The organism is Collimonas fungivorans Ter331, from assembly GCF_000221045.1.
GTDB lineage: Bacteria > Pseudomonadota > Gammaproteobacteria > Burkholderiales > Burkholderiaceae_D > Collimonas > Collimonas fungivorans_A.
The window spans coordinates 1,935,013-1,958,300 of the sequence record NC_015856.1 but is presented as its reverse complement, the minus strand read 5'-3'; the positions used below and the strand labels follow the sequence as shown (position 1 = coordinate 1,958,300).

Sequence of the window (23,288 nt, the reverse complement as noted above, 5' to 3'; positions counted from 1 at the left end):
CCCTCCTTAGCGCGTACCGCAAACCATGCGCACCAGTTCCGGCGTCAGCCAGCCGAGTGCGGCAAACAGCAGCGCCCACAGCGCCAGCAAGAAATGCCAGTAACGCGCGCACAAACGGATGCGCCAGGTCAGGCGGCTGGCATCCTGCCGCCAGGCGCCATATGCGACGACACCCCAGCCGGCCAGCCCGCCCGCTACGTGCAGACCATGCATGGCTGTCAGCAGATAAAAGAAACTGCCGGCCGGATTGCCGCTGGCGGTGACATGGATGGCCAGCAATGCTTGCCATCCCCACAGTTGCGCACCCAGGAAAGCGAAACCGCAAACACCGGCAGCGACCAGCAGCGAACGGGCTCGCTGCAGATGCAGCGTGGCGGCCGCTGTCGCCGCCAGCTGCAGCAGCACGCTGGCAAGCACCAGCAGCGAACTGCTCAGCCATAGCTGCCATGGCATCGCCAGCGGCGACCAGTCGCCGGCATCCATCCGCATGCCGTAGGCGGCCAGGAAAAGCAGGAACAGCGAGGTGGCGACGCCGATGAATACCCATAAAGCAACGCTGACGGCCGCGTCGCGCAGGTCAGGCGGCATGCCTTCGACGCCGTAGCCATAGCGCACATAACCGCCGGCCGGCGGTTTCAGGATGGCGGCCGGGCTGGAGTGGATCGATGCATCAAGCGTCCTCATGCGTATGTCTCCTTGAGCGCCAGCGACTCGGCGTCGCCAGCCACCGGCGGCACGTTTTGCGCAATGAAATCTTCCTTGGCGCCCGGCACGCTATAGGTATAGGCGCCTCGGTACACCACCGGCAGCTGTTCGCCCCAGTTGCCATGGGTGGGCGGCGTGTCCGGCGTCTGCCATTCCAGCGATGCGGCGCGCCACGGATTGGCCGGCGCCGGTTTGCCGCGGAATATGCTCCAGATCAGGTTGAAGATGAAAACCAGTTGCGCCGTCGCCACGATCAGCGCCACCACGCTGATAAAGGCATTCAGCGCATGCGCCGAATCGGGGATGAATTTATAGCCATCGAAGGCGTAGTAGCGGCGCGGCATGCCGAGGATGCCGAGGTAATGCATGGGAAAAAAGATCGCATAAGTGCCGAGAAAAGTGATCCAGAAATGGAATTTCCCCATCCCTTCGTGCAGCATGCGGCCGCTCACCTTCGGGTACCAGTGGTAGATGCCGCCAAACACCACCAGCAAGGGCGACACCCCCATCACCATATGGAAATGCGCCACCACGAAATACGTGTTGGATAAAGGAATGTCGACGCTGACGTTGCCGAGGAACAGCCCGGTCAGGCCGCCGATCAGGAAAGTGCTGATGAACGCCAGCGCGAACAGCATCGGCACCGACAGGTGGATATCGCCATTCCACAAGGTCAGCACCCAGTTGTAGACCTTGATGGCGGTAGGCACCGCAATGATCAGGGTGGTGGTGGCGAAAAAGAAACCGAAATACGGATTCATGCCGCTGACGAACATGTGGTGCGCCCACACCACCACGCTCAGCACGCCGATCGCCAGGATCGCCCACACCATGGTGCGGTAGCCGAAGATGCTTTTGCGCGCGTGCACGCTGATCAGGTCCGAGACGATGCCGAACGCCGGCAAGGCTACGATATACACCTCGGGATGGCCGAAAAACCAGAACAGGTGTTGGAACAGCAAGGGGCTGCCGCCTTTGTAGCCGCTGACCTGCCCCATCGACACCAGCGCCGGCATGAAGAAACTGGTGCCCAGCGTACGGTCCAGCAGCATCATGATGCCGCTCACGAACAGCGCCGGGAAAGCCAGCAGCGCCAAAATGGTCGCAACAAAAATCCCCCACACCGTCAGCGGCATGCGCAGCAGCGTCATGCCGCGGGTACGCGCCTGCAATACGGTGGTCACGTAGTTCAGGCCGCCCATGGTGGCGGCGACGATGAAGATCAGCAGCGACACCAGCATCAGGATGATGCCCCACTCGTAACCCGGCGTGCCCGGCAAGATCGCCTGCGGCGGGTACAAGGTCCAGCCGGCGCCGGTCGGTCCGCCCGGCACGAAAAAGCTCGCCATCAGCACGATCACCGAGAGCAGGTAGACCCAGAAGCTGAGCATGTTCAGGTAAGGGAACACCATGTCGCGCGCACCCACCATCAGCGGGATCAGGTAATTGCCGAAACCGCCGAGGAACAGCGCCGTGAGCAGGTAGATCACCATGATCATGCCGTGCATGGTCATGAACTGGTAGTAATGCGGCGCATCGATGAAGGCAAACTTGCCGGGGAAACCCAGCTGCAGGCGCATCAGGTTCGACAGCCCGACCCCCACCAGTCCGGCCAGGATGGCGACGCTGGCGTACTGGATCGCAATCACCTTGTGGTCCTGGCTCCAGACGTATTTGCGGAAGAAGCCTTGCGGTCCGTGGTCGTGGTGCGCGCTGTCGTCGGTGTGGGCCATGGCGTTCCTTGGTTATCGGGATGGTGCGCGGGAAGGTGCAGATTGCTGCGCCTGCTGGCTTGGCGCCGTAGCGCCATAGGATTTGATGTAAGCCACCAGCGCCTCCAGCTCGGCATCGCTCATGTCGATCTTCGGCATCATCGGCGCAAAGCCCTTGACCACCCGCGCTTGCGGATTGCGGATGAAATCCTTCAGGTAAGTTTCGTCCACTTTTGCGGTGGAGCCGTTTTCCATGGTTTCGGTTTTGCCGAACAAGCCCTTCCAGGTCGGACCGACGCGCGGACTGCCGTCCACCGTGTGGCAAGCCACGCAAGCCTTGGATTCAGCCAGCGCCTTGCCTTGCGCTACCAGGGCATCGCCGGTCACGGCTGCTGCAGCGCCGCCAGTCGCTGCGCCGACCTGCGGCGCCGGGGCTGGAGCCGGCGGCGCCATGGTCTGGGCAAACGTCGGCTGCGCCTTCAGCCATTTCTGGAAACTGGCGGCGTCCTCCACTACGACATAACCGCGCATGCCCGAATGGCCGACGCCGCACAGCTGCGCGCACAAGACTTCATAACGGCCGAGCTTGTTCGGCGTGAACCAGAACGAGGTCACCATGCCCGGCACCATGTTCATGCGGGCGCGGAAAGGCGGCGCGTAAAAATCGTGCAGCACATCCTGCGAACGCAGCAGCATCCTGACCGGCTGGTTGATCTGCAGGTGGAGTTCGTTATTGTTGACCAGGATATTGTCCTGGCCGGCCGGATCGCGCGGATCCAGCCCGAACGGATTGGCGGCGCTGACCAGGTCGATGCTGGATCGTCCCAGCTTGCCGCCGGGTCCGGGATAGCGGAATTTCCACTGCCACTGCTGGCCGACCACTTCCACATCCAGCGCGTTCGCCGGCACCGTTACGTAAGCCGCGTAGACAAACAGGCCAGGCGCCAGCAGGCCCATGATGGCGATGCTGGTGGCGACGATCAGCCAGCGTTCGAGTTTCTTGTTGTCGGGCTGGTAGGCCGCGCGCCACCCTTCGCGATGGCGAAAACGCAGCAAGGTGTAGACGATGAACAGGTTGATGACAACAAAGAAGATGGCGGTGATGACCAGCGTGATGGTCAGGGTATCGTCCATCTGACGCCAGTTCGACGCCAGCGGCGTGGCCCACCAAGGGCTGAGAAAATGAAACAGCAGCGAGGCGGCAACCATCAACACGAGCGCAACAGCCATGGCCATAGCTATCCTCTCTACTGCGAAGCACTCGCAGCAGTGATTGAGACGCAATGAAGACTACCCTTGATCGCTACAGACGTCAGCGCAGCGAAACCCATCCGGGACGGATCAGAATCGCTGTCCTGGTCCGCCGACACCCCCTTGGCCGGGAGCACGTGATGGCGGTTATTGCCCTATCGGCCGTTCCAGCTTCCAGTAAATGATCGCTGCCGACATGCCGAAGATCAGGTGGGCAGCCAAGGTCGACCAGCCGCGCATGTCGTTGAACCACGAGAAGAAGCGCGCCATGCCGTAAAAATTGAACAGGTAGACGGCGAGGCCGAACACAGCGCCGGTCAGCAGTATCATGCCGACGCTGGAGTCAAAGTGGAAAGGCGCAATGATGACAGCAAGGATCAGGCCGAGCACGATGCCCAGCACATAGTGGGTGGCAAGCGCAACGGCGACCACGCCGACGCTGAACGTGCTGGCTTGCATCGTGTCCGGTCCGAGGACGATGGCGGCCACCATGCGTGAGGTGATCCAGGGGCTGGTATCCATGAACAGGGTTGACCAGAGCAGTTCCAGCACCATCACGACCGCACCGGCGGCAAAACCGGAGACGGCTGCCGCCGGCCAGTCTGGCAAGCGGTGCTCCAGGTGATGCGAATGCATGTGAAGTTCCATGACGACCTCCTCAAAAGCGATAAGCAACTGCCACATCATTACTGCAGATATGACAAGACCCCGTGCACAAATTCTGCATCAGGCTCAAATTCAGAGTAGTACAGAATCACCGACATGCAAAGGCAGTAACCATGCTGCGACGCAGCAGCATAGCTGGCTGTTTCGGGGTCTGGCGGAGGAAATTATTGCGCCGGCGATGCCGCGGAAATCACCAGTTGTGCCACACCGGCGTCAGGCTGGCGGGCAGCGGCGGCAAGGTGCCGAGATCAACCCGCGATTCGCTCGGGCTGTGGAAATCGGAACCGCGCGAAGCAAGGAAACCGTAGTCGGCGGCGACCTTGGCGTAATAGCCGTACTGGTCCGGCGTATGGCTGCCGGTGACGACTTCGATCGCGCTGCCGCCGAGCTGTTTGAATTCGTTGAAAAAAGCGTCGAAGGCCAGGTCGCTCAGTTTGTAGCGGCCCGGGTGCGCCACCACCGCCACCCCGCCGGCGCCGCGTATCCAGCGCACCGATTGTTCCAGCGAGGCCCAGCGATGCGGGACATAACCGGGATTGCCTTCGGTCAGGAAATTGCGGAACACTTCGCTGGTGTCGGCGCAGCGGCCGATCTCCACCAGGTAGCGGGCAAAATGGGTGCGCGATATCAGGTCCGGATTGCCGACATGTTTCAAGGCGCCTTCGAAGGCGCCGGGAATTCCCACCGCCGCCAATTGCTCCGCCATTTCATGCGCACGCCGTTCGCGGCCGCCGCGCGTGGCAGCCAATCCCTGCACCAGCTCAGCATTGGTTTCATCGATTTGCAAACCGACGATATGGATGGTCTGCGCGGCCCAGGTGATCGAGATCTCGACTCCGGCCACATACGGCAGGCCGAGCTCAGCCGCCGCGGCTCGCGCTGCGGCGATGCCGCCTATTTCGTCGTGATCGGTCAGGGCCCAGATATCGACGCCATTGGCCTTGGCGCGCGCGGCCACCGCCGCCGGCGTCAAGGTGCCGTCGGAAACATTGGAATGGCAATGGAGATCAACGTTCAACATCGGTGGTCCACACAGGGAAAGCAGCTGTCATGCCTCGATTGTACGCTCCTTGGCGGCCCTATGCTGCGAGCGCACATTTCCCTGCCGCTGGAATACTCTCAAATGGCATAGATCCGCATGAAGGCATCGACGGCGCGCTCCACCGAATCGCGCACCTTGGCCGCTGTCACCGCCGTGACCACCCCCAGCATCCTGACTTCGATCCACTCCGCCTCCATCAAACCGTGGAACTGCAAGGCGGCGAGCCAGGCATCGGCTTCGCGGATCTGTTTGCGCGCCATTGCGCTGGCGAAGAATTCGGCCATCCTGGTCGTGCCCTTTTTCGGTCCGCGCTCGTACATGACCTGGCCAAGCTGGGACCGCTCGGCATGATAAAGGATGAGACGGCGCGCAGCGATGATCTCGGGCTGCAGTTTCGCCTGCAGGTACATCGCGCCGAAACGCTGCAGGACGGCGCGCAGATCGTCGGATTCGACCAGGCTGGCGAAGGTCAGGTCGAACTGCGCGCCAGCCTGCCGCAGCAGGACTTCGACGAAAATTTCCTCTTTCGACGAAAAATAGTTGTACAGCGTCGCCTTCGATCCGCCCAGGCGCGCCGATATGTCCGACATCGAAGTCCCTTCGAATCCCGATTCATTGAACATCTGCGCCGCGACGTCCAGGATCGCCTGTCGTCGTTCTTCGCTTTTCTTGCGCATTGATTGTTCCTTGTCCTTGCCTGCCTGCGGCGCTGGCAGTAGCTTGCCGCGCCTTTGTTGTAAAAAAAACCTGCCCCGTCAAGGCCAACAGTTTTACTTGACGACGCTGAAAAGTCAATACTATACTATACCGTACAGTTCAGTTATGAATTTTGGCCATGTCGATTTACAACAGGATATTTCCTATGCCACGCCCTTGTTTTCCACCCTACGCCGCCCTTAGCCTGTGCGTGCTGGCGCTAAGCATCAGCGGCTGCGCCCCGTTTTCCGAAATCGGCCCGCGCGCCGTACCCAAGGACATCAGCAGTTACCAAGCCGGCCAGCTGGCCGGCAATGCCGTCAGTTGGCCGGACGATAACTGGTGGACGATTTACCGCGATCCGCAACTCGACAGGCTGATCGCCGAAGGCTTGAAGGGCGCACCGTCGCTGGCGGCAGCCCAGGCGCGCCTGCTGAAAGCGCAAGGCGTGGCCCAGCAGCAAGGCGCTGCCCTGCTGCCGCAAGTCAGCGCCAATGCCTCGGCTGACTACATGAAGCAAAGCTACAACAACGGCGTGCCGCCAGAGTTCGTGCCGCCAAACTACAACGTCGAGGGCAAGGCCACGCTCAACCTCAGTTATGAAATCGATTTCTGGGGCAAGAACCGCGCCGCCTTGGCCGCCGCCACGTCCGATCTGGAAGCCGCCAGGGCCGACGCCGCCCAGGCCCGCATCGCGCTGGCGACCTCGATCGCCGCCGCCTATGCCGAATTCGAACGCCTGCTGAGCCAGCACGACACGGCGCAAGAAGCGCTGCAGGTGCGGATACAGACGCTCGACCTGTTTGAACAGCGCCGCCTCAACGGCCTGGAGACGCTCGGCAGCGTCAAGCAGGTAGTGGCGCGCAAAGCCAGCGCCGAAGCCGACCTGCTGAGCCTGGACGAATCGATAGCCCTGCAACGCAACAAGCTGGCCGCCCTGCTCGGCGCCGGACCGGACCGCGGCTTGTCGTTGCAACGGCCGGTGCTCGACCTGTCCAAGCCGTTTGCCTTGCCGTCGCAGCTGCCCGTGAACCTGCTCGGCCGGCGGCCGGACGTGGTGGCCGCGCGCCTGCGCGCCGAAGCCGCCGCCAAGCAGATCAAGGTCGCCAAGGCGCAGTTCTATCCGAACGTGAACCTGACCGCTTACCTTGGCTTCCAGTCGCTGGGACTGGGCATGCTGACCAAGGCCGGCTCCGACATCGGCAGCATCGGCCCCGCCATCTCGCTGCCGATCTTCGAGGGCGGCCGCCTGCGCGGCCAGTATCGCCAGGCCAGCGCCAGCTATGACGAAGCGGTGGCCAACTACGACAACGCCGTGACGCAGGCATTGCAGGATGTCGCCGATGCCGCCGTCAGCGAAAAAGCCTTGTCTGGACGCCTGGGCAAGGTGCAGGAAGCGGTCGACGCCGCCGCGGCAGCCGCCCAGATCGCCCAGAACCGCTATGCAGGCGGACTGGCGACCTACCTCGACGTGCTCAACGCGCAAGACACCCTGCTCACCAACCAGCGCGACCTGTCGACGCTGCGCTCGCGCATGTTCGCGCTGGACGTACAGCTGGTGCGGGCGCTGGGCGGCGGTTATCGCCAGGCTGCAATCTGATCAAACTCAATAGGTAAGAACAACATGTCACATTCCGATTCCCAGGCAGTCCAAGAACTCGCATCCACCGAAGCCACGCTCAAGGCAGAACAGGCGGCCACTACAAAAAAACGCAAGAAACTGTTCGCCATCCTGGGCGGCGTCGTCCTGCTCGGCGGCCTTTCCTACGCCACTTACTGGCATTTCATCGGCTCGCGCTACATCAGCACCGACAATGCCTATACCGCGGCTGAAATTTCCCAGATCACGCCGGCCATCAACGGCATCGTCGCCGATGTCAAGGTGGTCGATACCCAATATGTGAAGCAAGGCGAGGTGCTGGTCGTGATCGACAATAGCGACGCCAAGCTGGCGCTGCTGCAGGCGGAAGCCGACCTCGATCGCTCACAGCGCCGTGTGCAGGCCTATTTCGCCAACGACGCCGGGCTGGCGGCCCAGGTCCTGGCGCGCGATGCCGAACAGAGCCGCGCCGCGGCACAGGTGCTGTCGGCGCAAGCGGACTTGCAGCGCGCCGAACTCGATTTGCGCCGGCGCGAAGCGCTGGCCAAGTCCGGCTCGGTCTCCGGTGAAGAACTGACCAATGCCCGCAGCGCGCTGCTGACCGCGCAAGCCAGCATGAAAGTCGCCGAAGCCGGCGCCATACAAGCCAAGAGCAACCGCAGCGCCGCCATCGGCGCCCAGCAAGCCAGCACGGTGCTGACCGCCAACACCACCGTCGCCACCAATCCCGAAGTTGAACTGGCCCGCGCCAAGCGCGACCAGGCCAAGCTGGACCTGGAACGCACCGTCTTGCGCGCCCCGGTCGACGGCGTGGTGGCGCGGCGCCAGGTCCAGGTCGGCCAGCGGGTGCAGGCCGGCACCGCCCTGATGACCGTGGTGCCGACCCAATCGATGCACGTCGACGCCAATTTCAAGGAAGGACAGCTGACCCAGGTGCAACTGGGGCAACCGGTCACCATGAGCGCCGACATCTACGGCGGTTCGGTCGAATACCACGGCACCGTGGTCGGCCTGTCGGGCGGCACCGGTTCGGCGTTCGCCATGATTCCGGCGCAAAACGCCACCGGCAACTGGATCAAGGTGGTGCAGCGGCTGCCGGTACGGATTTCGATCGACCGCAAGGAATTGATCGCCAAACCCTTGAGCGTCGGCCTGTCGATGGAAGTCGCTATCGATACGCGCGGCGACAAGAGCGCCCCGGCTGCGCGCATGTAGGCAACAGGAAAGCAGACCATGCCATCCATTTCTTCAGAGCTGCCGATCAAGCCCCTGGCCGGGGCGCAGCTGATCGGCGCCGGCCTGCTGCTGGCCGCCGCCAACTTCATCGCGGTGCTCGACACCACCATCGCCAACGTCTCGGTATCGACCATCTCCGGCGCGCTCGGCGCCTCCTCCAGCCAGGGCACCTACGTCATCACTTCGTACGCGGTGGCGGAAGCGATCACCGTGCCGCTGACCGGCTGGCTCGCCAACCGCTTCGGCGCGGTGCGCGTGTTCATCACGTCGATGGTCATGTTCGGCGTGTTCTCGGCGCTGTGCGGGCTGGCCAATTCGCTCGGCCTGCTGATCGCCTTCCGCATCTTCCAGGGACTGGCCGGCGGCCCGCTGATCCCGCTCTCGCAGACCTTGCTGCTGCGGGTTTTCCCCAAGGAGAAAGCGCCGACCGCGGTCGGACTGTGGGCCATGACCACCCTGATTGCGCCGATTGCCGGGCCGATACTGGGCGGCGTCTTGTGCGACCAGTACAGCTGGCCCTACATTTTCTACATCAACGTGCCGGTGGCGCTGATCTGCGGTTACCTTGGCTGGAAAATGTTCAAGCGCTACGAATCGTCGCTGGTGAAAGTGCCCATCGACAAAGTCGGCATGGGGCTGATGATCGTCTGGGTCGCGGCCCTGCAGCTGATGCTGGACCAGGGCAAGGAAAAAGACTGGTTCGCCTCGCCTGAAATCATGGCCCTGGCGCTGGTAGCCACCATCGGCTTCATCGCCTTCCTGATCTGGGAACTGACCGAGCGCAATCCGGTGGTCGACCTGCGGGTGTTCCGGCACCGCGGCTATTCGGCCAGCGTGATCACCATCTGCCTGGCGTTCGGCGCCTTCTTCGGCGCCACCGTGCTGACGCCGCTGTGGCTGCAAGGCTACATGGGCTACACCGCTACCCACTCCGGCCAGACCACCGCCTTGAGCGGCATCCTGGCGGTCATGACCGCGCCCTTCGTCGCCAAGCTGTCGACCAAAGTCGATCCGCGCAAGCTGGTGTGCCTGGGCGTGCTGTGGCTCGGTTCGGTGACCTTGCTGCGCAGCTTCAACAGCACCGACATGACCACCTTCCAGATCGGCTGGCCGCTGCTGCTGCAAGGCATAGGCATGCCGCTGTTCTTCGTGCCGCTGACCGGACTGGCGCTGAGCAGCGTCAATTTCTCCGAGACCGCCTCCGCTGCCGGCCTGATGAGTTTCTGCCGCACCATGTCGGGCGCCATCGCCACTTCGCTGGTCAACACCAGCTGGGAAAACAAGGCGATCTATTATCACGCCGAACTGTCGGGCCTGGTCGACCAGGCCGGCAACGCCAGCAATACCCTGGTGCAGTCCGGCCTGAGCGCGGAACAGGCGCGGCTCAGCATCGAGCAAACCGTGCAGTCGCAAAGCATCATGCTGTCGACCAACCATATTTTCATGATGGCGGCGCTGTCATTCCTGCTGGCGGCGACTGCGGTATGGTTCGCGCCGAAGCCCAAACGCATTGCCGACACCTCGGCGGCGCACTGACGAAACCATCAAGCTGCCATGGCTACCCTAACCCATCTCCGGCAACAGCGGCAATCCGCCGCCGGCCTGGATGCCTTGATGGAACACGCGCACGGCGCGATCCTGGACGCGCTGAACCGGGAATTGCAGGTGCTGGACATTACGGCGGCGCAGTACGTGATCATCGTCAACCTGGCCAATTCGCGCACAGAGTCGATCGCGGCGCTGTGCAAATTGGTGGCTTACGATCCCGGCGCGATGACGCGCATGGTCAGGCGGCTGGAAAGGAAAGGCCTGGTGACGCGGCTGCGTTCGCCGCGGAACAGCCGCGCAATCACGCTCGAACTGACCGCGGCCGGCTGGTCGATCTACCCGAAACTGATCGAATGCATCACCCATGTGCTGGACCAGCTCCTGGCGGATTTCAGCCAGGACGAAACCAGCAAGCTGAAAGAATTGCTGCATAAGCTGTTGTCGAAAATTTGACATTGATCTGCATGTCAGGAGGTACACATGTTTGAGCAAGAAATGAATGCCGGCATTATCGGCGAGATAGACGAACTGAGCGAGATCCAATACCACTTGACCGTAGTCGAGTTCGATATCCTGTGGAACCGCCGCACCACGACCCAGGAACAGAGCAGGATGGAAGACATGATCAGGCTGATCAATGCCTTCGAGGAAAGCCACTGCTGAATCGAGGAACTGCGCGAACGACAGCGGCAGTCAGCCCGGTAGGGTGGGCACGCTTTTGTGCCCACGCGTGACCGCGATAGCCGGAGTATATGCCTGCGTGGCGTCGGAATGGCATGTACGTGGTGTGAGTTCCCGCGTGGGCACAAAAGCGTGCCCACCCTACGAGAGCAGGAACTGTTCAATCAATGCCGCCAGCGCCTGCGGCTGGTCGTGGTGCAGCATGTGCCCGGCATTGGCGATAACCGCGGTCCTGGCGTGCGGCAGCACGGCGATGCGGCTGTCGATCTCGCTGCGCATGACATCCTGGCCGCCCATCCACTGCCACATATTGGTAAATTCCGCCTCGACGCATAACACCGGCGCCGTGGTGGCGCGCCAGCAGGCCAGCATTTCCTCCACCCTCGGCAGCACCGGATTGATGATCTTGTGCGCAGGATCGGCCAGGATTTCCCAGCGTCCCAGGTCGTTCTGGCGCGACCAGTGCTGGGCCAGGAACGCCGCCCGCTGGTCGCTCAGGCGCGGATTGGTTTTCTGCAGGCGCGCCGCCACCGCCGCCAGGTCCGGATAACTCAGCAAGGCAGCCGCTTCAATCAGCTGGTCCAGCCATTTGGCGTAACGCGCCGGCGCCAATTCGGCCGACAGGTGCTCGCCGCCGAAACCTTCCAGGTTGATCAGCGCCTTGATCCGCCGCGGCCGCGTGCCGGCGTATAGGCCCACGGCATAACCGCCCATGCTGTGGCCGAGCAGGTTGACCGGCGCGTCGGCGGAATAATGCTGCAAGATGGCGTCGAGGTCGGCCAGGTAATCGGGAAACCAGTAGCTCTCCACCGGCGGCCCTTCGGTCAGGCCGAAGCCGCGCCAGTCCGGCGCGATCACATGCCAGTCGCGCTGCAGGCAATCGACCACGAACTGGAACGAGGCCGATACGTCCATCCAGCCGTGCATCATGAAGATTTTCGGGGCGCCGGCGAGGCCCCAATGGCGTACGTGATAGCGCAAGCCGCGCAAGGAAAGGAATTCTGAACGGGATAGTTTCATGGGTATCAGGCCAGGAATTGGTCGAGGTCGAAATTCGATTGCAGATCGGCGCCGGAAAATTTCTCGGTCAGCCAGAGTTCCGCGCGCGCCCTGCCGGCGTCGCGCAAGGCATGGATGAAAGAGGCTTTGGTGTTCAGTTTGCTGGCCGAGCTCAGCTGACTCATCAAGGCATCCGAATCGATCACATGGATGCGCAGTTCCTTGAGCCGGTCGTGCATTTTGCCGCGCGCCTTGGGATCGGCTTCGGTTTCGCGCTTGGCCAGCGCCAGCCCGCCCAGCTCGGTAAAGAAGGTCGAGCTGAAACTGATCTCGCTCAGGCGCTGGCCGATCTCGTCGGTGCCGGTAGGCGTCAGCGGCCGGCGGAACGGGTGCAGCAGCACCGCCAGCACATCGGGCGAGTTGCACAGGTGCAGCAGCGGGAAAATCGGCGGATTGGCGGTCAGCCCGCCGTCCCAATAGGCCTCGCCGTCAATCTCCACCGCGTGGTGCATCGACGGCAGGCAGGCCGACGCCAGCAAGGCGTCCTGCGTCAAATCGTCATTGCGGAAGATGCGCAGGCGGCCGGTGCTGACCTGGGTGGCGGCGATGAACAGCTTGACCTTGCCTTCTGCCCGCAAACGTTCGAAGTCGATCTGTTTGCCGAGGATGTCGCGCAAGGGATTGAGGTCAAACGGATTGAGCTGGTACGGCGAAAACATCCTGGTCACGGAAAACATGTGCTTGAGCAGCGCCGAGGAAGTCGCCTGCGACGCGATGCCGGCTTCGCTCAACGCATCCGGCCGCATGAAACTGTAGAGATCGCGGGTGCTGACGCTATCCCAGAAATCGGCCAGCGCCTGGCGCGCGCCGTCGCGGCCGCCGATCGCCAGGCCGTAGCTCATCGCCACCGCGTTCATGGCGCCGGCGCTGGCGCCGCTGATACCTTCGATCTCGATCCGGGGATCTTCCAGCAGCCGATCCAGGGCGCCCCAGGTGAACGCCCCATGAGAACCGCCGCCCTGCAGAGCCAAAGTCATTATCTTGTTTTGCATGAAATATCCCTGAGATTGCTGTCGGTTGAAATAGGCCCTCGCCTGCAGGTTTGACGCTATGCATTTCCGCCTATGTTTAAGTCTGCGGCAGGGCCTGACCATATCTCCTGTGCTGCTAATTTACCAATCTTTGGCCAACTGTGCCTAGCGCATTTTTTTCCGGGACGGACGTTGGCGGGAACTGCAATGGCACGTTTTGCAGCAACTCTGTTCAGCCATTGTTCAGAAACGGAACAGTTGTTGCGTGTTTTTAAAATACCAGACTGCCGGCCAAACCGCTATCGGCAGCCGCCCTATCCTTCACAAGCCGCTCCAGGCCTGGCTCCTGGCAATTCCTATGGTACTGGCGCAGTGCTGGCGCGGCACTGGCACATTCGTTGCGCAATAACGGATGCAGTTTGTAGCGCTGAACCCCCACTTACTCATTCCAAGCCAGAGGACGACATGAATCTCGCAGACATCAGCAAGCTAGCCACCCGCAATCCATTCAAGCAACGTTACGACAATTTCATCGGCGGCAAGTTCGTGGCGCCGGTCAAGGGCGAATATTTCGAAAACGTCAGCCCGGTCATCGGCAAGACTTTCTGTGAAATCGCCCGTTCCGGCGCCGAGGACATCGAACTGGCGCTGGACGCGGCGCACGCCGCCAAAGCCGCCTGGGGCAAGACCTCGCCGGCGGAACGCGCCAACATCCTGAACAAGATCGCCGACCGCATGGAAGCCAACCTGGAATTGCTGGCGATTGCCGAAACCATAGACAACGGCAAGCCGATACGCGAAACCACGGCCGCCGACATCCCGCTGGCGATCGACCATTTCCGTTATTTCGCCGCCTGCATCCGGGCTCAGGAAGGTTCGGTCGCCACCATCGACGACCAGACCTATGCCTATCACTTCCACGAGCCGCTGGGTGTGGTGGGCCAGATCATCCCATGGAATTTCCCGATCCTGATGGCGGTCTGGAAACTGGCGCCGGCGCTGGCCGCCGGCAATTGTGTGGTGCTGAAGCCGGCCGAGCAGACGCCGGCCTCGATCATGGTCTGGATCGAGCTGGTGCAAGACCTGCTGCCGCCCGGCGTGCTCAACATTGTCAACGGCTTCGGCCTGGAAGCCGGCAAGCCGCTGGCCTCCAGCAAGCGCATCGCCAAGATCGCCTTCACCGGCGAAACCACCACCGGCCGCCTGATCATGCAGTATGCTTCGCAAAACATCATCCCGGTGACGCTGGAGCTGGGCGGCAAATCGCCGAATGTATTCTTCGCCGACGTGATGGACCAGGACGACGCGTTTTTCGACAAGTGCCTGGAAGGTTTCGCCATGTTCGCCTTGAATCAGGGTGAAGTCTGCACCTGCCCGTCGCGCGCGCTGATCCAGGAATCGATCTACGACCGTTTCATGGAGCGTGCGCTGAAACGGGTCAAGGCCATCAAGCAAGGCAATCCGCTCGACAGCGCCACCATGATCGGCGCCCAGGCTTCGCAGGAGCAACTGGAAAAAATCCTGTCCTACATCGACATCGGCAAGCAGGAAGGCGCCAAGCTGCTCACCGGCGGCGTGCGCAAGCAGCTGGGCGGCGATTTCGATGCCGGCTACTACGTCGAACCGACAGTCTTCGAAGGCAACAACAAGATGCGCATCTTCCAGGAAGAAATCTTCGGCCCGGTGCTGTCCGTCACCACCTTCAAGGATGAAGAAGAAGCGCTGGCGCTGGCCAACGACACCTTGTACGGCCTCGGCGCAGGCTTGTGGACCCGCGACGGTTCGCGCGCCTTCCGCATGGGACGCGGAATCCAGGCCGGCCGGGTATGGACCAATTGCTACCACCTGTATCCGGCCCATGCCGCATTCGGCGGCTACAAGCAGTCCGGCATAGGCCGCGAAAACCACAAGATGATGCTGGATCATTACCAGCAAACCAAGAACCTGCTAGTCAGCTACAGCCCGAACGCACTGGGCTTTTTCTAAGCATGCGGGATCCTGTCCCGTCTGCATCGGGGCAGGATGCCGCAATCCGATACACCTCTGCCAACGCCCCCACCATGCCCGCCATCCCCGCCCGCGTCAGCGTCACCCGCGCCGCACTCGAATTCCTGCAGCAGCTCCGGCAAAAACATGGCCCGCTCATGTTCTTTCAATCCGGCGGCTGCTGCGACGGCAGTTCGCCCATGTGCTACGCCATCGGCGATTTCCAGGTCGGCGATGCCGATGTCTATCTGGGCGACCTGGACGGCGCGCCGTTTTATATCGGCGCCGACCAGTTCGAATACTGGAAACACACCCAGCTGATCATCGACGTGGTGCCAGGCAACGGCGGCATGTTTTCTGTCGACAACGGCAGCGGGCGGCGCTTCCTGAGCCGTTCGCGCCTGTTCAGCGATGACGAATATGCGCTGCTGGCCGTGGCCCCGCTATTGCTGGGAAAACAAGAATAATTGTGCACCACAAAGGCACGCATTTTGCTTTTGTTCTGCTCTTGCGTGCCTGCAAGACTAGGCCGCAATCGCAGCTTGCCGTGCCGACAACAGAGATGCACCGCTTTCGCCTGTCAGCTGTCCAAAGTGGCGCAGCGCAGGCGCAGTAGTGTGTGACCCGGAACATTTTCTTTCGATTTTCGTGCACCTATCCCGTGGAGAAGCCTCATGAATGCAAAAACCGGCTCAGGCGCTAGCGCAGCCCCCGCCTTGAAACAGACCCTGGGCACGATACAGCTGTGGGGGATCGCCGTCGGCCTGGTGATTTCCGGTGAATATTTCGGCTGGAGCTACGGCTGGGCTTCGGCCGGCACACTCGGCTTTACCGTGACGGCGCTGTTCATTGCCGCCATGTACACCGCATTCATCTTCAGCTTCACCGAACTGACCACCTCCATCCCGCATGCCGGCGGCCCGTTCGCCTACAGCAAAAAAGCCTTCGGGCCGCTGGGCGGCTATTTTGCCGGCGCCGCCACCCTGATCGAGTTCGTGTTTGCGCCGCCGGCGATTGCGCTGGCGATCGGCGCCTATCTCAACGTCCAGTTTCCTTCGCTCGATCCGAAGACCGCGGCGGTCGGCGCCTACGTGGTGTTCATGGCGCTCAATATCGTCGGCGTGCAGATCGCCGCCATGTTTGAACTGTGCGTGACCTTGCTGGCGATCTTCGAACTGCTGGTGTTCATGGGCGTGGTTTCGCCCGGATTTTCGATGGCGCATTTCACCAAGGGCGGCTGGTCCGGCCAGGACAGTTTCAGCCTCGCTTCCATCCCCGGCATGTTTGCCGCCATCCCGTTCGCCATCTGGTTCTTCCTGGCGATCGAAGGCGTGGCGATGGCCGCCGAAGAAGCCAAGGATCCGAAACGCTCGATCCCGATCGCCTACATCACCGGCATCATCACCCTGGTGCTGCTGGCCATCGGCGTGATGGTGTTTGCCGGCGGCGCCGGCGACTGGACCAAGCTGGCCAACATCAACGATCCGCTGCCGCAGGCGATGAAACTGATCGTCGGCGAACACAGCAGCTGGCTGCACATGCTGGTCTGGCTTGGCTTGTTCGGCCTGATCGCATCGTTCCACGGCATCATCCTCGGTTATTCGCGGCAAATATTTGCGCTGGCGCGCGACGGCTACCTGCCTGGCTATTTCGCCAAGATCCATCCGCGCTTCAAGACCCCGCACCGGGCGATCCTGGCCGGCGGCGTGATCGGCATCGCCGCCATCTATAGCGACCAGCTGATCACGCTCGGCGGCCAGACCCTGACCGCCAACATCGTCACCATGTCGGTGTTCGGCGCCATCACCATGTACATCATCAGCATGCTGAGCCTGTTCCGCCTGCGCCGCAGCGCGCCCGCCATGGAGCGGCCGTTCCGCGCCCCCTTCTATCCATGGTTTCCGGCGTTTGCACTGGTCGGCGCCTGCGTCTGCATGGCCACCATGATTTATTACAATGCGCTGATCTTCGGTATCTTCGCCGCCTTCCTGGCTTGCGGCTACGCAGTATTCCTGATGACGAAAAACAGCCGCGGCACCGAGCAAAGCGCCTATGATGTTGCGTAGGAAGCACGTTGGCCATCTGCCTGGAGGACGCTGTCAGTGAATAACAGAACGCATCGATTCAGCCATATCGTCGGGACCAAAACCTATCTGTTCCGCGACCTGAAAGACTTGATGGCCAAGGCTACCCCGCCGCGTTCCGGCGACTACCTGGCAGGGCTGGCCGCCGGCAGCGCGGAAGAAAGGGTGGCGGCCCAGATGCGGTTGTCTGAGCTGCCGCTGGCTACCTTCCTGGACGACCTGCTGGTGCCCTACGAACAGGATGAAATCAGTCGCCTGATCGTCGACGACCACGACGCCGGCGCTTTTGCCGCCATCAGGCATTTGACGGTGGGCGATTTCCGCAACTGGCTGCTGAGCGACCAGGTTGACGAAACCGTACTGGCGGAGGTCGCCGCCGGCATTACCCCCGAGATGGCGGCCGCGGTATCCAAGATCATGCGTATCCAGGACCTGATCCTGGTCGGAAAAAAATGCCGGGTGGTGACGCGCTTCCGCAACACCATCGGCCTGCCACACAGCCTGTCGACGCGCCTGCAGCCGAACCACCCGACCGACGACGCCACCGGCATCGCCGCCAGCATCCTCGACGGCCTGCTGTACGGCAGCGGCGATGCGGTCATCGGCATCAATCCTGCCACCGACAATGTGCCGCAGGTGATCAAGATCGTCAGCATGCTTAACGACATCATCGACCGCTACCAGATTCCTACCCAATCCTGCGTGCTGACCCACGTCACCAACACCATACAAGCGATCAACCGCGGCGCGCCGGTGGACCTGGTGTTCCAGTCGATTGCCGGCACCGAAGCCGCCAACCAGAGTTTCGGCATCAGCCTCAAGCTGCTGGCCGAAGCGCACGATGCGGCGCTGTCGCTGCAGCGCGGCACCGTCGGCAACAACGTCATGTATTTCGAAACCGGCCAAGGCAGCGCACTGTCGGCCAATGCCCATCACGGCGTCGACCAGCAGACCTGCGAAGCACGCGCCTATGCCGTGGCGCGCAAGTTCAAGCCGCTGCTGGTCAATTCCGTGGTCGGCTTCATCGGCCCCGAATACCTGTACGACGGCAAGCAGATCATCCGCGCCGGCCTGGAAGACCATTTCTGCGCCAAGCTGCTCGGCCTGCCCATGGGCTGCGATGTCTGCTACACCAACCACGCCGAAGCCGACCAGAACGACATGGACATTCTGCTGACCCTGCTCGGCGCCGCCGGCTGCACCTTTGTCATGGGCATCCCGGGATCGGACGACATCATGCTCAACTACCAGACCACCTCTTTCCATGACGCGCTCTACGCGCGGCGTGTGCTGGGCCTGAAACCGGCGCCGGAATTCGAGGCATGGCTGAAGGCCATGAAAATCTTTACCGAAGACAGCTACGTCAAGCTGGGCGACCAGCTGCCGCCGGCATTCCAGCAGGCGCTGCTGCGCCTTTCCTGAGGTTTAACCATGAGCGATTCGAACCCCACCGTAGTCGACAATCCCTGGCAGGCGCTGCGCCAGTTCACCGCCGCCCGCATCGCCCTCGGGCGCAGCGGCGTCAGCCTGCCTACCTCGGCGCAGCTGGAGTTCCAGCTGGCCCATGCGAGAGCGCGGGATGCAGTGCATCTGGCGCTCGACACGCAAGCATTGAGGCAGGCGTTGAACAATAACGGCGATATCTGCATCACCCTGTCCAGCGCGGCGGAAACCCGCGATATCTATCTGCAGCGCCCCGACCTCGGACGCCGCCTCGATACCGTCTCGCGCAGTGCGCTGACAGAGCAGCCGCGCAGCGCCTCGCGCCGTTACGACCTGGCTATCGTTATCGCTGACGGCTTGTCTGCGCTCGCCATTGAACAGAACGCCCTGCCTTTCCTGGACGCCCTCAAGCAAAGGCTGGCGCCGGAAAACTGGACGCTGGCGCCGCTGGCCATCGTGCGCCAGGGACGAGTCGCCATCGGCGATGAAGTCGGCGAGCTGCTGGGCGCCAAGGCCGTGGTGGTGCTGATCGGCGAACGCCCCGGCCTGAGTTCGCCGGACAGCATGGGCTTGTACCTGACCTGGGCGCCGCGCGTCGGCCTGACCGATGAAAGCCGCAACTGCATCTCCAACGTCAGGCCGGCCGGCTTGTCGTATGCGGAAGCAGCTTACAAGCTGCACTACCTGCTGACGCAGGCGCGCCAGCGGCAATTGTCCGGCGTGCAGCTGAAAGACGAAACCGCAAGCGAACACGGCGAACTGCAACAGCCCGAGCGAAATTTCCTGCTGGAAGAGCGCTAGGGCCTGGCAACTCCGTCTGCGGCAGATCAGGCCTTCGGCAGCGGCGCATCAGTTGTTCCAGAAATAGCGGATGCCGTTCTGCCGCGCTGCCTCTACTGTATCCGGCGCTTCCTGCTCCGGGATGTCGCGGAACATGTTGCCCAAGGGCGCGGTGCCGAATCCTACTTTACCGGCCAGATGAAATTCGGGTAACACAAATTCAGCGATTTCCGCCATCGTCTCCACCAGCGGCCGCCGTTTTTTCCAGAAGTGCAGGCCGACGTGGCTCACGCCTGCCTGTAGCGTCGCCGCCAGTTCCACAACCAAACCATTGCGCCCAATGCGGAAAGTGCGGATGACATGACTTAATCCCAGGCCGGAGCCAAGCCTTCCGGATTGGCCAGACGTTCGTTGCGCTCCAGGGTGGCGATCTGCGCCATGTCTTCCGCCGTCAGCACGATGCCTTGCAGCTTCAGGTTGTTTTCCAGGTTGGCGCGTTTGGTGGAAGACGGAATCACGGCAAAGCCTTGCTGCAGCGCCCAGGCCAAGGCTATCTGCGCCGGATTGACCCGATGGCGCTCAGCGATGCGAACAATCACCGGCTCTAGCATGACCTTGCCGTAGGCCAGCGGCATGTAAGCGGTGACATGGATGCCCTGGCTGCGGGCAAACTCCACCACCTTGCGGTTCTGCAGGAACGGATGGATCTCGACCTGCTGGGTCGCGATCTCGGCGGCGCCGACGGCTGCGATGGCTTGGGCCAGCTGCGCATTGGTGAAATTGGAGACGCCGGTCAGCCTGGTCAGGCCTGCCGCCTTGGCTTCGGCCAGGGCCGCCATATAGTCCGCCACCGGGATCTCATCCTTGGGCGATGGCCAGTGGATCAGGGTCAGGTCCAGCTGTTCCAGGCGCAGCTTGCGCAGGCTTTCCTTCAGGCTCGGAATCAGCTTGCCGGGCGCCAGGTTGTCGATCCAGATCTTGGTGGTGACGAACAGTTGGTCGCGGGCGATGCCGCTGTCGGCGATCGCCTGGCCGACTTCGGCTTCGTTGCCGTAGATCTGCGCGGTATCGATATGGCGGTAACCGACTTCGATGCCGGTGCGGACCGAATCGATCACGACCTGGCCTTGCAGACGGAAGGTGCCGAGGCCGATGTTAGGGATGCTGGTAGTCATGGGATTCCTTTGAAAGAGATGACAGGGGTCAGTTCATATTGCGGCCTGCCGCTGCGCCGATTAACGAAAGACATACTGTGCGCTCATTCTTTGTTGCGAAAAATACATATATGCTCAAATGATATTTGATTTGACATCAACAATTACCATCTTGATGTACCTCTTGAAAGAACAATCAAAAAGGCTGGAAACGGTGGCAATCAGGCGCTTTTTACAATTCCCGGCTATTAATTTACGTTGGTATTCATTTATAATTGCCTCGCGAAATAACATTAAATAAGAATCGATTACAGAATCATTCTCATTAGCAGCGCCTGCCAGCCAGTGAAACGGGGATAACCGTATTAGCCAGCCAAAATTTCTGCTTCAGCCTCCTGAAGCTAAACCTTTGATAACTAAAACAATGAACCGCCTCAACCCGATTGCCGCTGCGCTGGTCGCAGTGTTCGCCGCTCCCCTGTCCTCGCACGCTCAGCAAACCCCTAGCCCCAAAACAGATGCCAGCCCTGCCGTGCTGCAGGAAGTCGTGGTGGAAGGCAGCCGCGGCGATTTCAACGCCAATGCCACTTCCCTCACCAAGTTGCCGGCCGACCTGCATGACGTGCCGCAATCGGTGGTTGTGGTGAACAAGGCGCTGATGCAGTCGCAAGGGGCGAACTCGCTCGCCGATGCCCTGCGCAATGTGGCCGGCATCACCCTGGGCGGCGCCGAAGGCGGCCAGATCGGCAACAACATCAATCTGAATGGCTTTTCGGCGCGCACCGACATCTACCTGGACGGCTTCCGCGACCGCGGCCAGTACTACCGCGACACTTTCGCCATCGATGAAGTCGAAGTGCTGATGGGACCGTCGTCGATGCTGTTCGGGCGCGGCTCCACCGGCGGCGTGATCAACCAGGTGACCAAGAAAGCCAACCTGCATGCCGCGACCGAAGTCTCGGCATCGGCCACCACCAACGGCCTGGTGCGCACCACGGCAGACTACAACCGTCCGTTGTCGGATACCTCGGCATTGCGCCTGTCGGCCATGGCGCAAAGCGGCAAGGCCACTACGCGCGACCAGACCGACGTGCAGGATTTCGGCCTGGCCGGTTCCTACGTATTCGGCATCGGCACCCCGACCGAAATCACCTTGTCGGCTCTGATCCAGCACAACCATGACATGCCCGACTACGGCCTGCCGCCGCTCAACGGCCATCCGGCGCCGGTCGGCCGCGATACCGCCTACGGCCTCAACAGCGACCATACCGACCAAGATGTAGCAGCGCTGAATGCTACCGTGCGCCACAAGATCACGCCTGACGTCGTGCTGCGCAACCAGACGCAATTCAATTACGTGCGCACCAGCGCGGTCGAAACCGCGCCTAACACCATCGGCACGGTTTCCGCCGCCGGCTTTACGCCGCTGACGCCATCGGCAGTCAGCGGGCTGCCACTAAGCAGCCTGTACGTCCGCGGCCAGAGCCATGACCGCGACATCCGCGACTATTCGATTTTCAACCAGACCGAACTGTCGGCCAAACTCAGCACCGGAAGCATCAAGCATGAATTGCTGGCCGGCTTCGAGCTCGGCCATGACGGCTACGATAACCAGGGCCACTACCGCAACGGCAGCTGCAACGGCAAAGCCTTGAATCCGACCTCGACGGTCGCCGGTTATAACGACTGCGTGCCGCTGGTCAATCCAGGCTACAGCGCGGCCGGCAGCAGCGTCGCCAGCCAGGCTGGCAACCGCGCCGGCGGCTCAGCCAACACCATCGCCGCCTATCTCAACGACACCATGACGCTCAGCGACCAATTCAAGCTGGTCGGCGGCCTGCGCTTCGACAGATACATCGCCAGCATCACCAACTCGCTGAACACGACCAATGCCCCTCCTGCTGCCAAGAACACTACCCTGCCTTCAGCCCAGCAGACCATCAATTTCACCAGCGTGCGCCTGGGCAGCATCTGGCAGCCAAGCGCGGAGCAGTCGTACTACCTGTCCTACGGCACTTCCTTCAATCCGTCGCTGGAACAGCTGACCGGCACCACCGGCCAGCAAAACCTCGATCCTGAAAAGAATCGCTCCTACGAACTGGGCGGCAAGTGGGACCTGCTCAACGACAAGCTGTCGCTCAACGCCGCCATTTTCCAGATCAAGAAGGAAAATGCACGCAGCCAGGTCAGCACCGGCGTCTATGTGCTGGACGGCACAGTCAGGGTCAACGGCGCGCGCGCCGGCGCCGTCGGCCATATCACCAAGGACTGGCAGGTCGCACTCGGTTATACCTACCTGGACGCCAAGGTAATCCAGTCTTCCGCCCTCGACGGCACGCTGGGCAAGATCCCGGTCAACACGCCGAAGAATACGCTGACCAGCTGGTCCACCTACAAGGTCGCGCCGCACTGGGAAATCGGCGGCGGCGCCACTTACATGTCGGAACGCTACGCCAATCCCACCAACACCGTGCAGGCCGGCGGCTATACGCGCTGGGATGCAACGGTGGCGTATACGCAACCGAAATACGATATCCGCCTGAATCTGTTCAACCTGGCCAACAAGATGTATTACGATGCGCTGATCCAGTCCGACGGCGGACGTTCGGTGCCAGGCAGCGGCCGCACCGCAATGCTGTCGCTCAACTATCGCATGTAAAAAACGGAAGAGCCC

General features: G+C 61.8%; 21 protein-coding genes. 11 read left to right on the top strand and 10 right to left on the bottom strand.

Going from position 1 to position 23,288, the window contains the following annotated elements; genetic code table 11:
• Positions 1–6: 6 nt before the first annotated feature.
• From CFU_RS08625 to CFU_RS08600, 6 genes are all read right to left on the bottom strand, one after another.
• The gene (locus tag CFU_RS08625; protein ID WP_014005654.1) at positions 7–684 is read right to left on the bottom strand and encodes a bb3-type cytochrome oxidase subunit III; all 678 of its coding nucleotides are present in this window, start codon (positions 682–684) and stop codon (positions 7–9) included.
• Positions 681–2,438 carry a cytochrome c oxidase subunit I gene (locus tag CFU_RS08620; protein WP_014005653.1) on the bottom strand — a complete coding sequence of 586 codons (1,758 nt, stop codon included), beginning with the start codon at positions 2,436–2,438 and terminating at the stop codon, positions 681–683. Before CFU_RS08620 ends, CFU_RS08625 begins: the two co-directional genes overlap by 4 nt.
• 12 nt (positions 2,439–2,450) lie before the next feature.
• Entirely contained in the window at positions 2,451–3,653 is a 1,203-nt protein-coding gene (locus tag CFU_RS08615; protein ID WP_041741575.1) for a cytochrome c oxidase subunit II, read from the bottom strand.
• 162 nt (positions 3,654–3,815) lie between these two features.
• On the bottom strand, positions 3,816–4,316 hold the full coding sequence (locus CFU_RS08610) for a hypothetical protein (RefSeq protein WP_041743161.1): 501 nt from the start codon (positions 4,314–4,316) through the stop codon (positions 3,816–3,818).
• Positions 4,317–4,524: 208 nt separating this feature from the next.
• A complete protein-coding gene (locus CFU_RS08605) occupies positions 4,525–5,355 on the bottom strand; it encodes a 3',5'-nucleoside bisphosphate phosphatase (protein WP_014005650.1) in 831 nt (276 codons plus the stop codon).
• A gap of 98 nt (positions 5,356–5,453) precedes the next feature.
• Entirely contained in the window at positions 5,454–6,053 is a 600-nt protein-coding gene (locus CFU_RS08600) for a TetR/AcrR family transcriptional regulator (RefSeq protein ID WP_014005649.1), read from the bottom strand.
• 185 nt (positions 6,054–6,238) lie between these two features.
• Here CFU_RS08600 and CFU_RS08595 point away from each other — a divergent pair, with 185 nt between their 5' ends.
• Genes CFU_RS08595 through CFU_RS08575 form a run of 5 tightly spaced genes read left to right on the top strand, consistent with a single transcriptional unit; the run spans position 6,239 to position 11,119 of the window.
• Complete coding sequence (locus tag CFU_RS08595; protein ID WP_202946140.1) at positions 6,239–7,672, top strand: efflux transporter outer membrane subunit; 1,434 nt, start codon at positions 6,239–6,241, stop codon at positions 7,670–7,672.
• A 24-nt stretch (positions 7,673–7,696) separates the two neighbouring features.
• The gene (locus CFU_RS08590; RefSeq protein ID WP_014005647.1) at positions 7,697–8,887 is read left to right on the top strand and encodes an HlyD family efflux transporter periplasmic adaptor subunit; all 1,191 of its coding nucleotides are present in this window, start codon (positions 7,697–7,699) and stop codon (positions 8,885–8,887) included.
• A gap of 18 nt (positions 8,888–8,905) precedes the next feature.
• Complete coding sequence (locus tag CFU_RS08585; RefSeq protein WP_014005646.1) at positions 8,906–10,444, top strand: DHA2 family efflux MFS transporter permease subunit; 1,539 nt, start codon at positions 8,906–8,908, stop codon at positions 10,442–10,444.
• A gap of 18 nt (positions 10,445–10,462) precedes the next feature.
• Positions 10,463–10,909: a MarR family transcriptional regulator gene (locus CFU_RS08580; RefSeq protein WP_014005645.1), complete on the top strand. Its 447-nt coding sequence runs from the start codon at positions 10,463–10,465 to the stop codon at positions 10,907–10,909.
• A gap of 27 nt (positions 10,910–10,936) precedes the next feature.
• Positions 10,937–11,119, top strand: coding sequence for a hypothetical protein (locus tag CFU_RS08575; protein WP_014005644.1), 183 nt, complete (start codon positions 10,937–10,939; stop codon positions 11,117–11,119).
• A 159-nt stretch (positions 11,120–11,278) separates the two neighbouring features.
• Here CFU_RS08575 and CFU_RS08570 read toward each other — a convergent pair whose 3' ends face one another.
• Together CFU_RS08570 and CFU_RS08565 are read right to left on the bottom strand one after the other, a co-directional pair.
• A complete protein-coding gene (locus CFU_RS08570) occupies positions 11,279–12,157 on the bottom strand; it encodes an alpha/beta fold hydrolase (RefSeq protein ID WP_014005643.1) in 879 nt (292 codons plus the stop codon).
• Between the two features lie 5 nt (positions 12,158–12,162).
• Entirely contained in the window at positions 12,163–13,188 is a 1,026-nt protein-coding gene (locus CFU_RS08565) for a patatin-like phospholipase family protein (RefSeq protein WP_041741573.1), read from the bottom strand.
• Between the two features lie 444 nt (positions 13,189–13,632).
• On the opposite strand from CFU_RS08565, the gene adh reads away from it, so the two are divergent.
• From adh to eutC, 5 genes are all read left to right on the top strand, one after another.
• The gene (gene adh / locus CFU_RS08560; protein ID WP_014005641.1) at positions 13,633–15,153 is read left to right on the top strand and encodes an aldehyde dehydrogenase; all 1,521 of its coding nucleotides are present in this window, start codon (positions 13,633–13,635) and stop codon (positions 15,151–15,153) included.
• Positions 15,154–15,227: 74 nt separating this feature from the next.
• Positions 15,228–15,620, top strand: a complete 393-nt coding sequence (locus CFU_RS08555; protein ID WP_041741572.1) for a DUF779 domain-containing protein — start codon at positions 15,228–15,230, stop codon at positions 15,618–15,620.
• Between the two features lie 207 nt (positions 15,621–15,827).
• On the top strand, positions 15,828–17,219 hold the full coding sequence (gene eat / locus CFU_RS08550) for an ethanolamine permease (RefSeq protein WP_014005640.1): 1,392 nt from the start codon (positions 15,828–15,830) through the stop codon (positions 17,217–17,219).
• A gap of 111 nt (positions 17,220–17,330) precedes the next feature.
• Positions 17,331–18,659 carry an ethanolamine ammonia-lyase subunit EutB gene (locus CFU_RS08545; RefSeq protein ID WP_238531449.1) on the top strand — a complete coding sequence of 443 codons (1,329 nt, stop codon included), beginning with the start codon at positions 17,331–17,333 and terminating at the stop codon, positions 18,657–18,659.
• A 9-nt stretch (positions 18,660–18,668) separates the two neighbouring features.
• A complete protein-coding gene (eutC, locus tag CFU_RS08540) occupies positions 18,669–19,481 on the top strand; it encodes an ethanolamine ammonia-lyase subunit EutC (protein ID WP_014005638.1) in 813 nt (270 codons plus the stop codon).
• Positions 19,482–19,529: 48 nt separating this feature from the next.
• Here eutC and CFU_RS25530 read toward each other — a convergent pair whose 3' ends face one another.
• Both CFU_RS25530 and dkgB read right to left on the bottom strand, forming a co-directional pair.
• Entirely contained in the window at positions 19,530–19,781 is a 252-nt protein-coding gene (locus tag CFU_RS25530; RefSeq protein ID WP_190275275.1) for a hypothetical protein, read from the bottom strand.
• 44 nt (positions 19,782–19,825) lie between these two features.
• Positions 19,826–20,635 (bottom strand): 2,5-didehydrogluconate reductase DkgB, encoded by an 810-nt coding sequence (gene dkgB, locus CFU_RS08530; RefSeq protein ID WP_014005636.1) that lies wholly within the window; start codon positions 20,633–20,635, stop codon positions 19,826–19,828.
• A gap of 403 nt (positions 20,636–21,038) precedes the next feature.
• Here dkgB and CFU_RS08525 point away from each other — a divergent pair, with 403 nt between their 5' ends.
• A complete protein-coding gene (locus CFU_RS08525) occupies positions 21,039–23,273 on the top strand; it encodes a TonB-dependent receptor (RefSeq protein WP_041741570.1) in 2,235 nt (744 codons plus the stop codon).
• Positions 23,274–23,288: the final 15 nt, after the last annotated feature.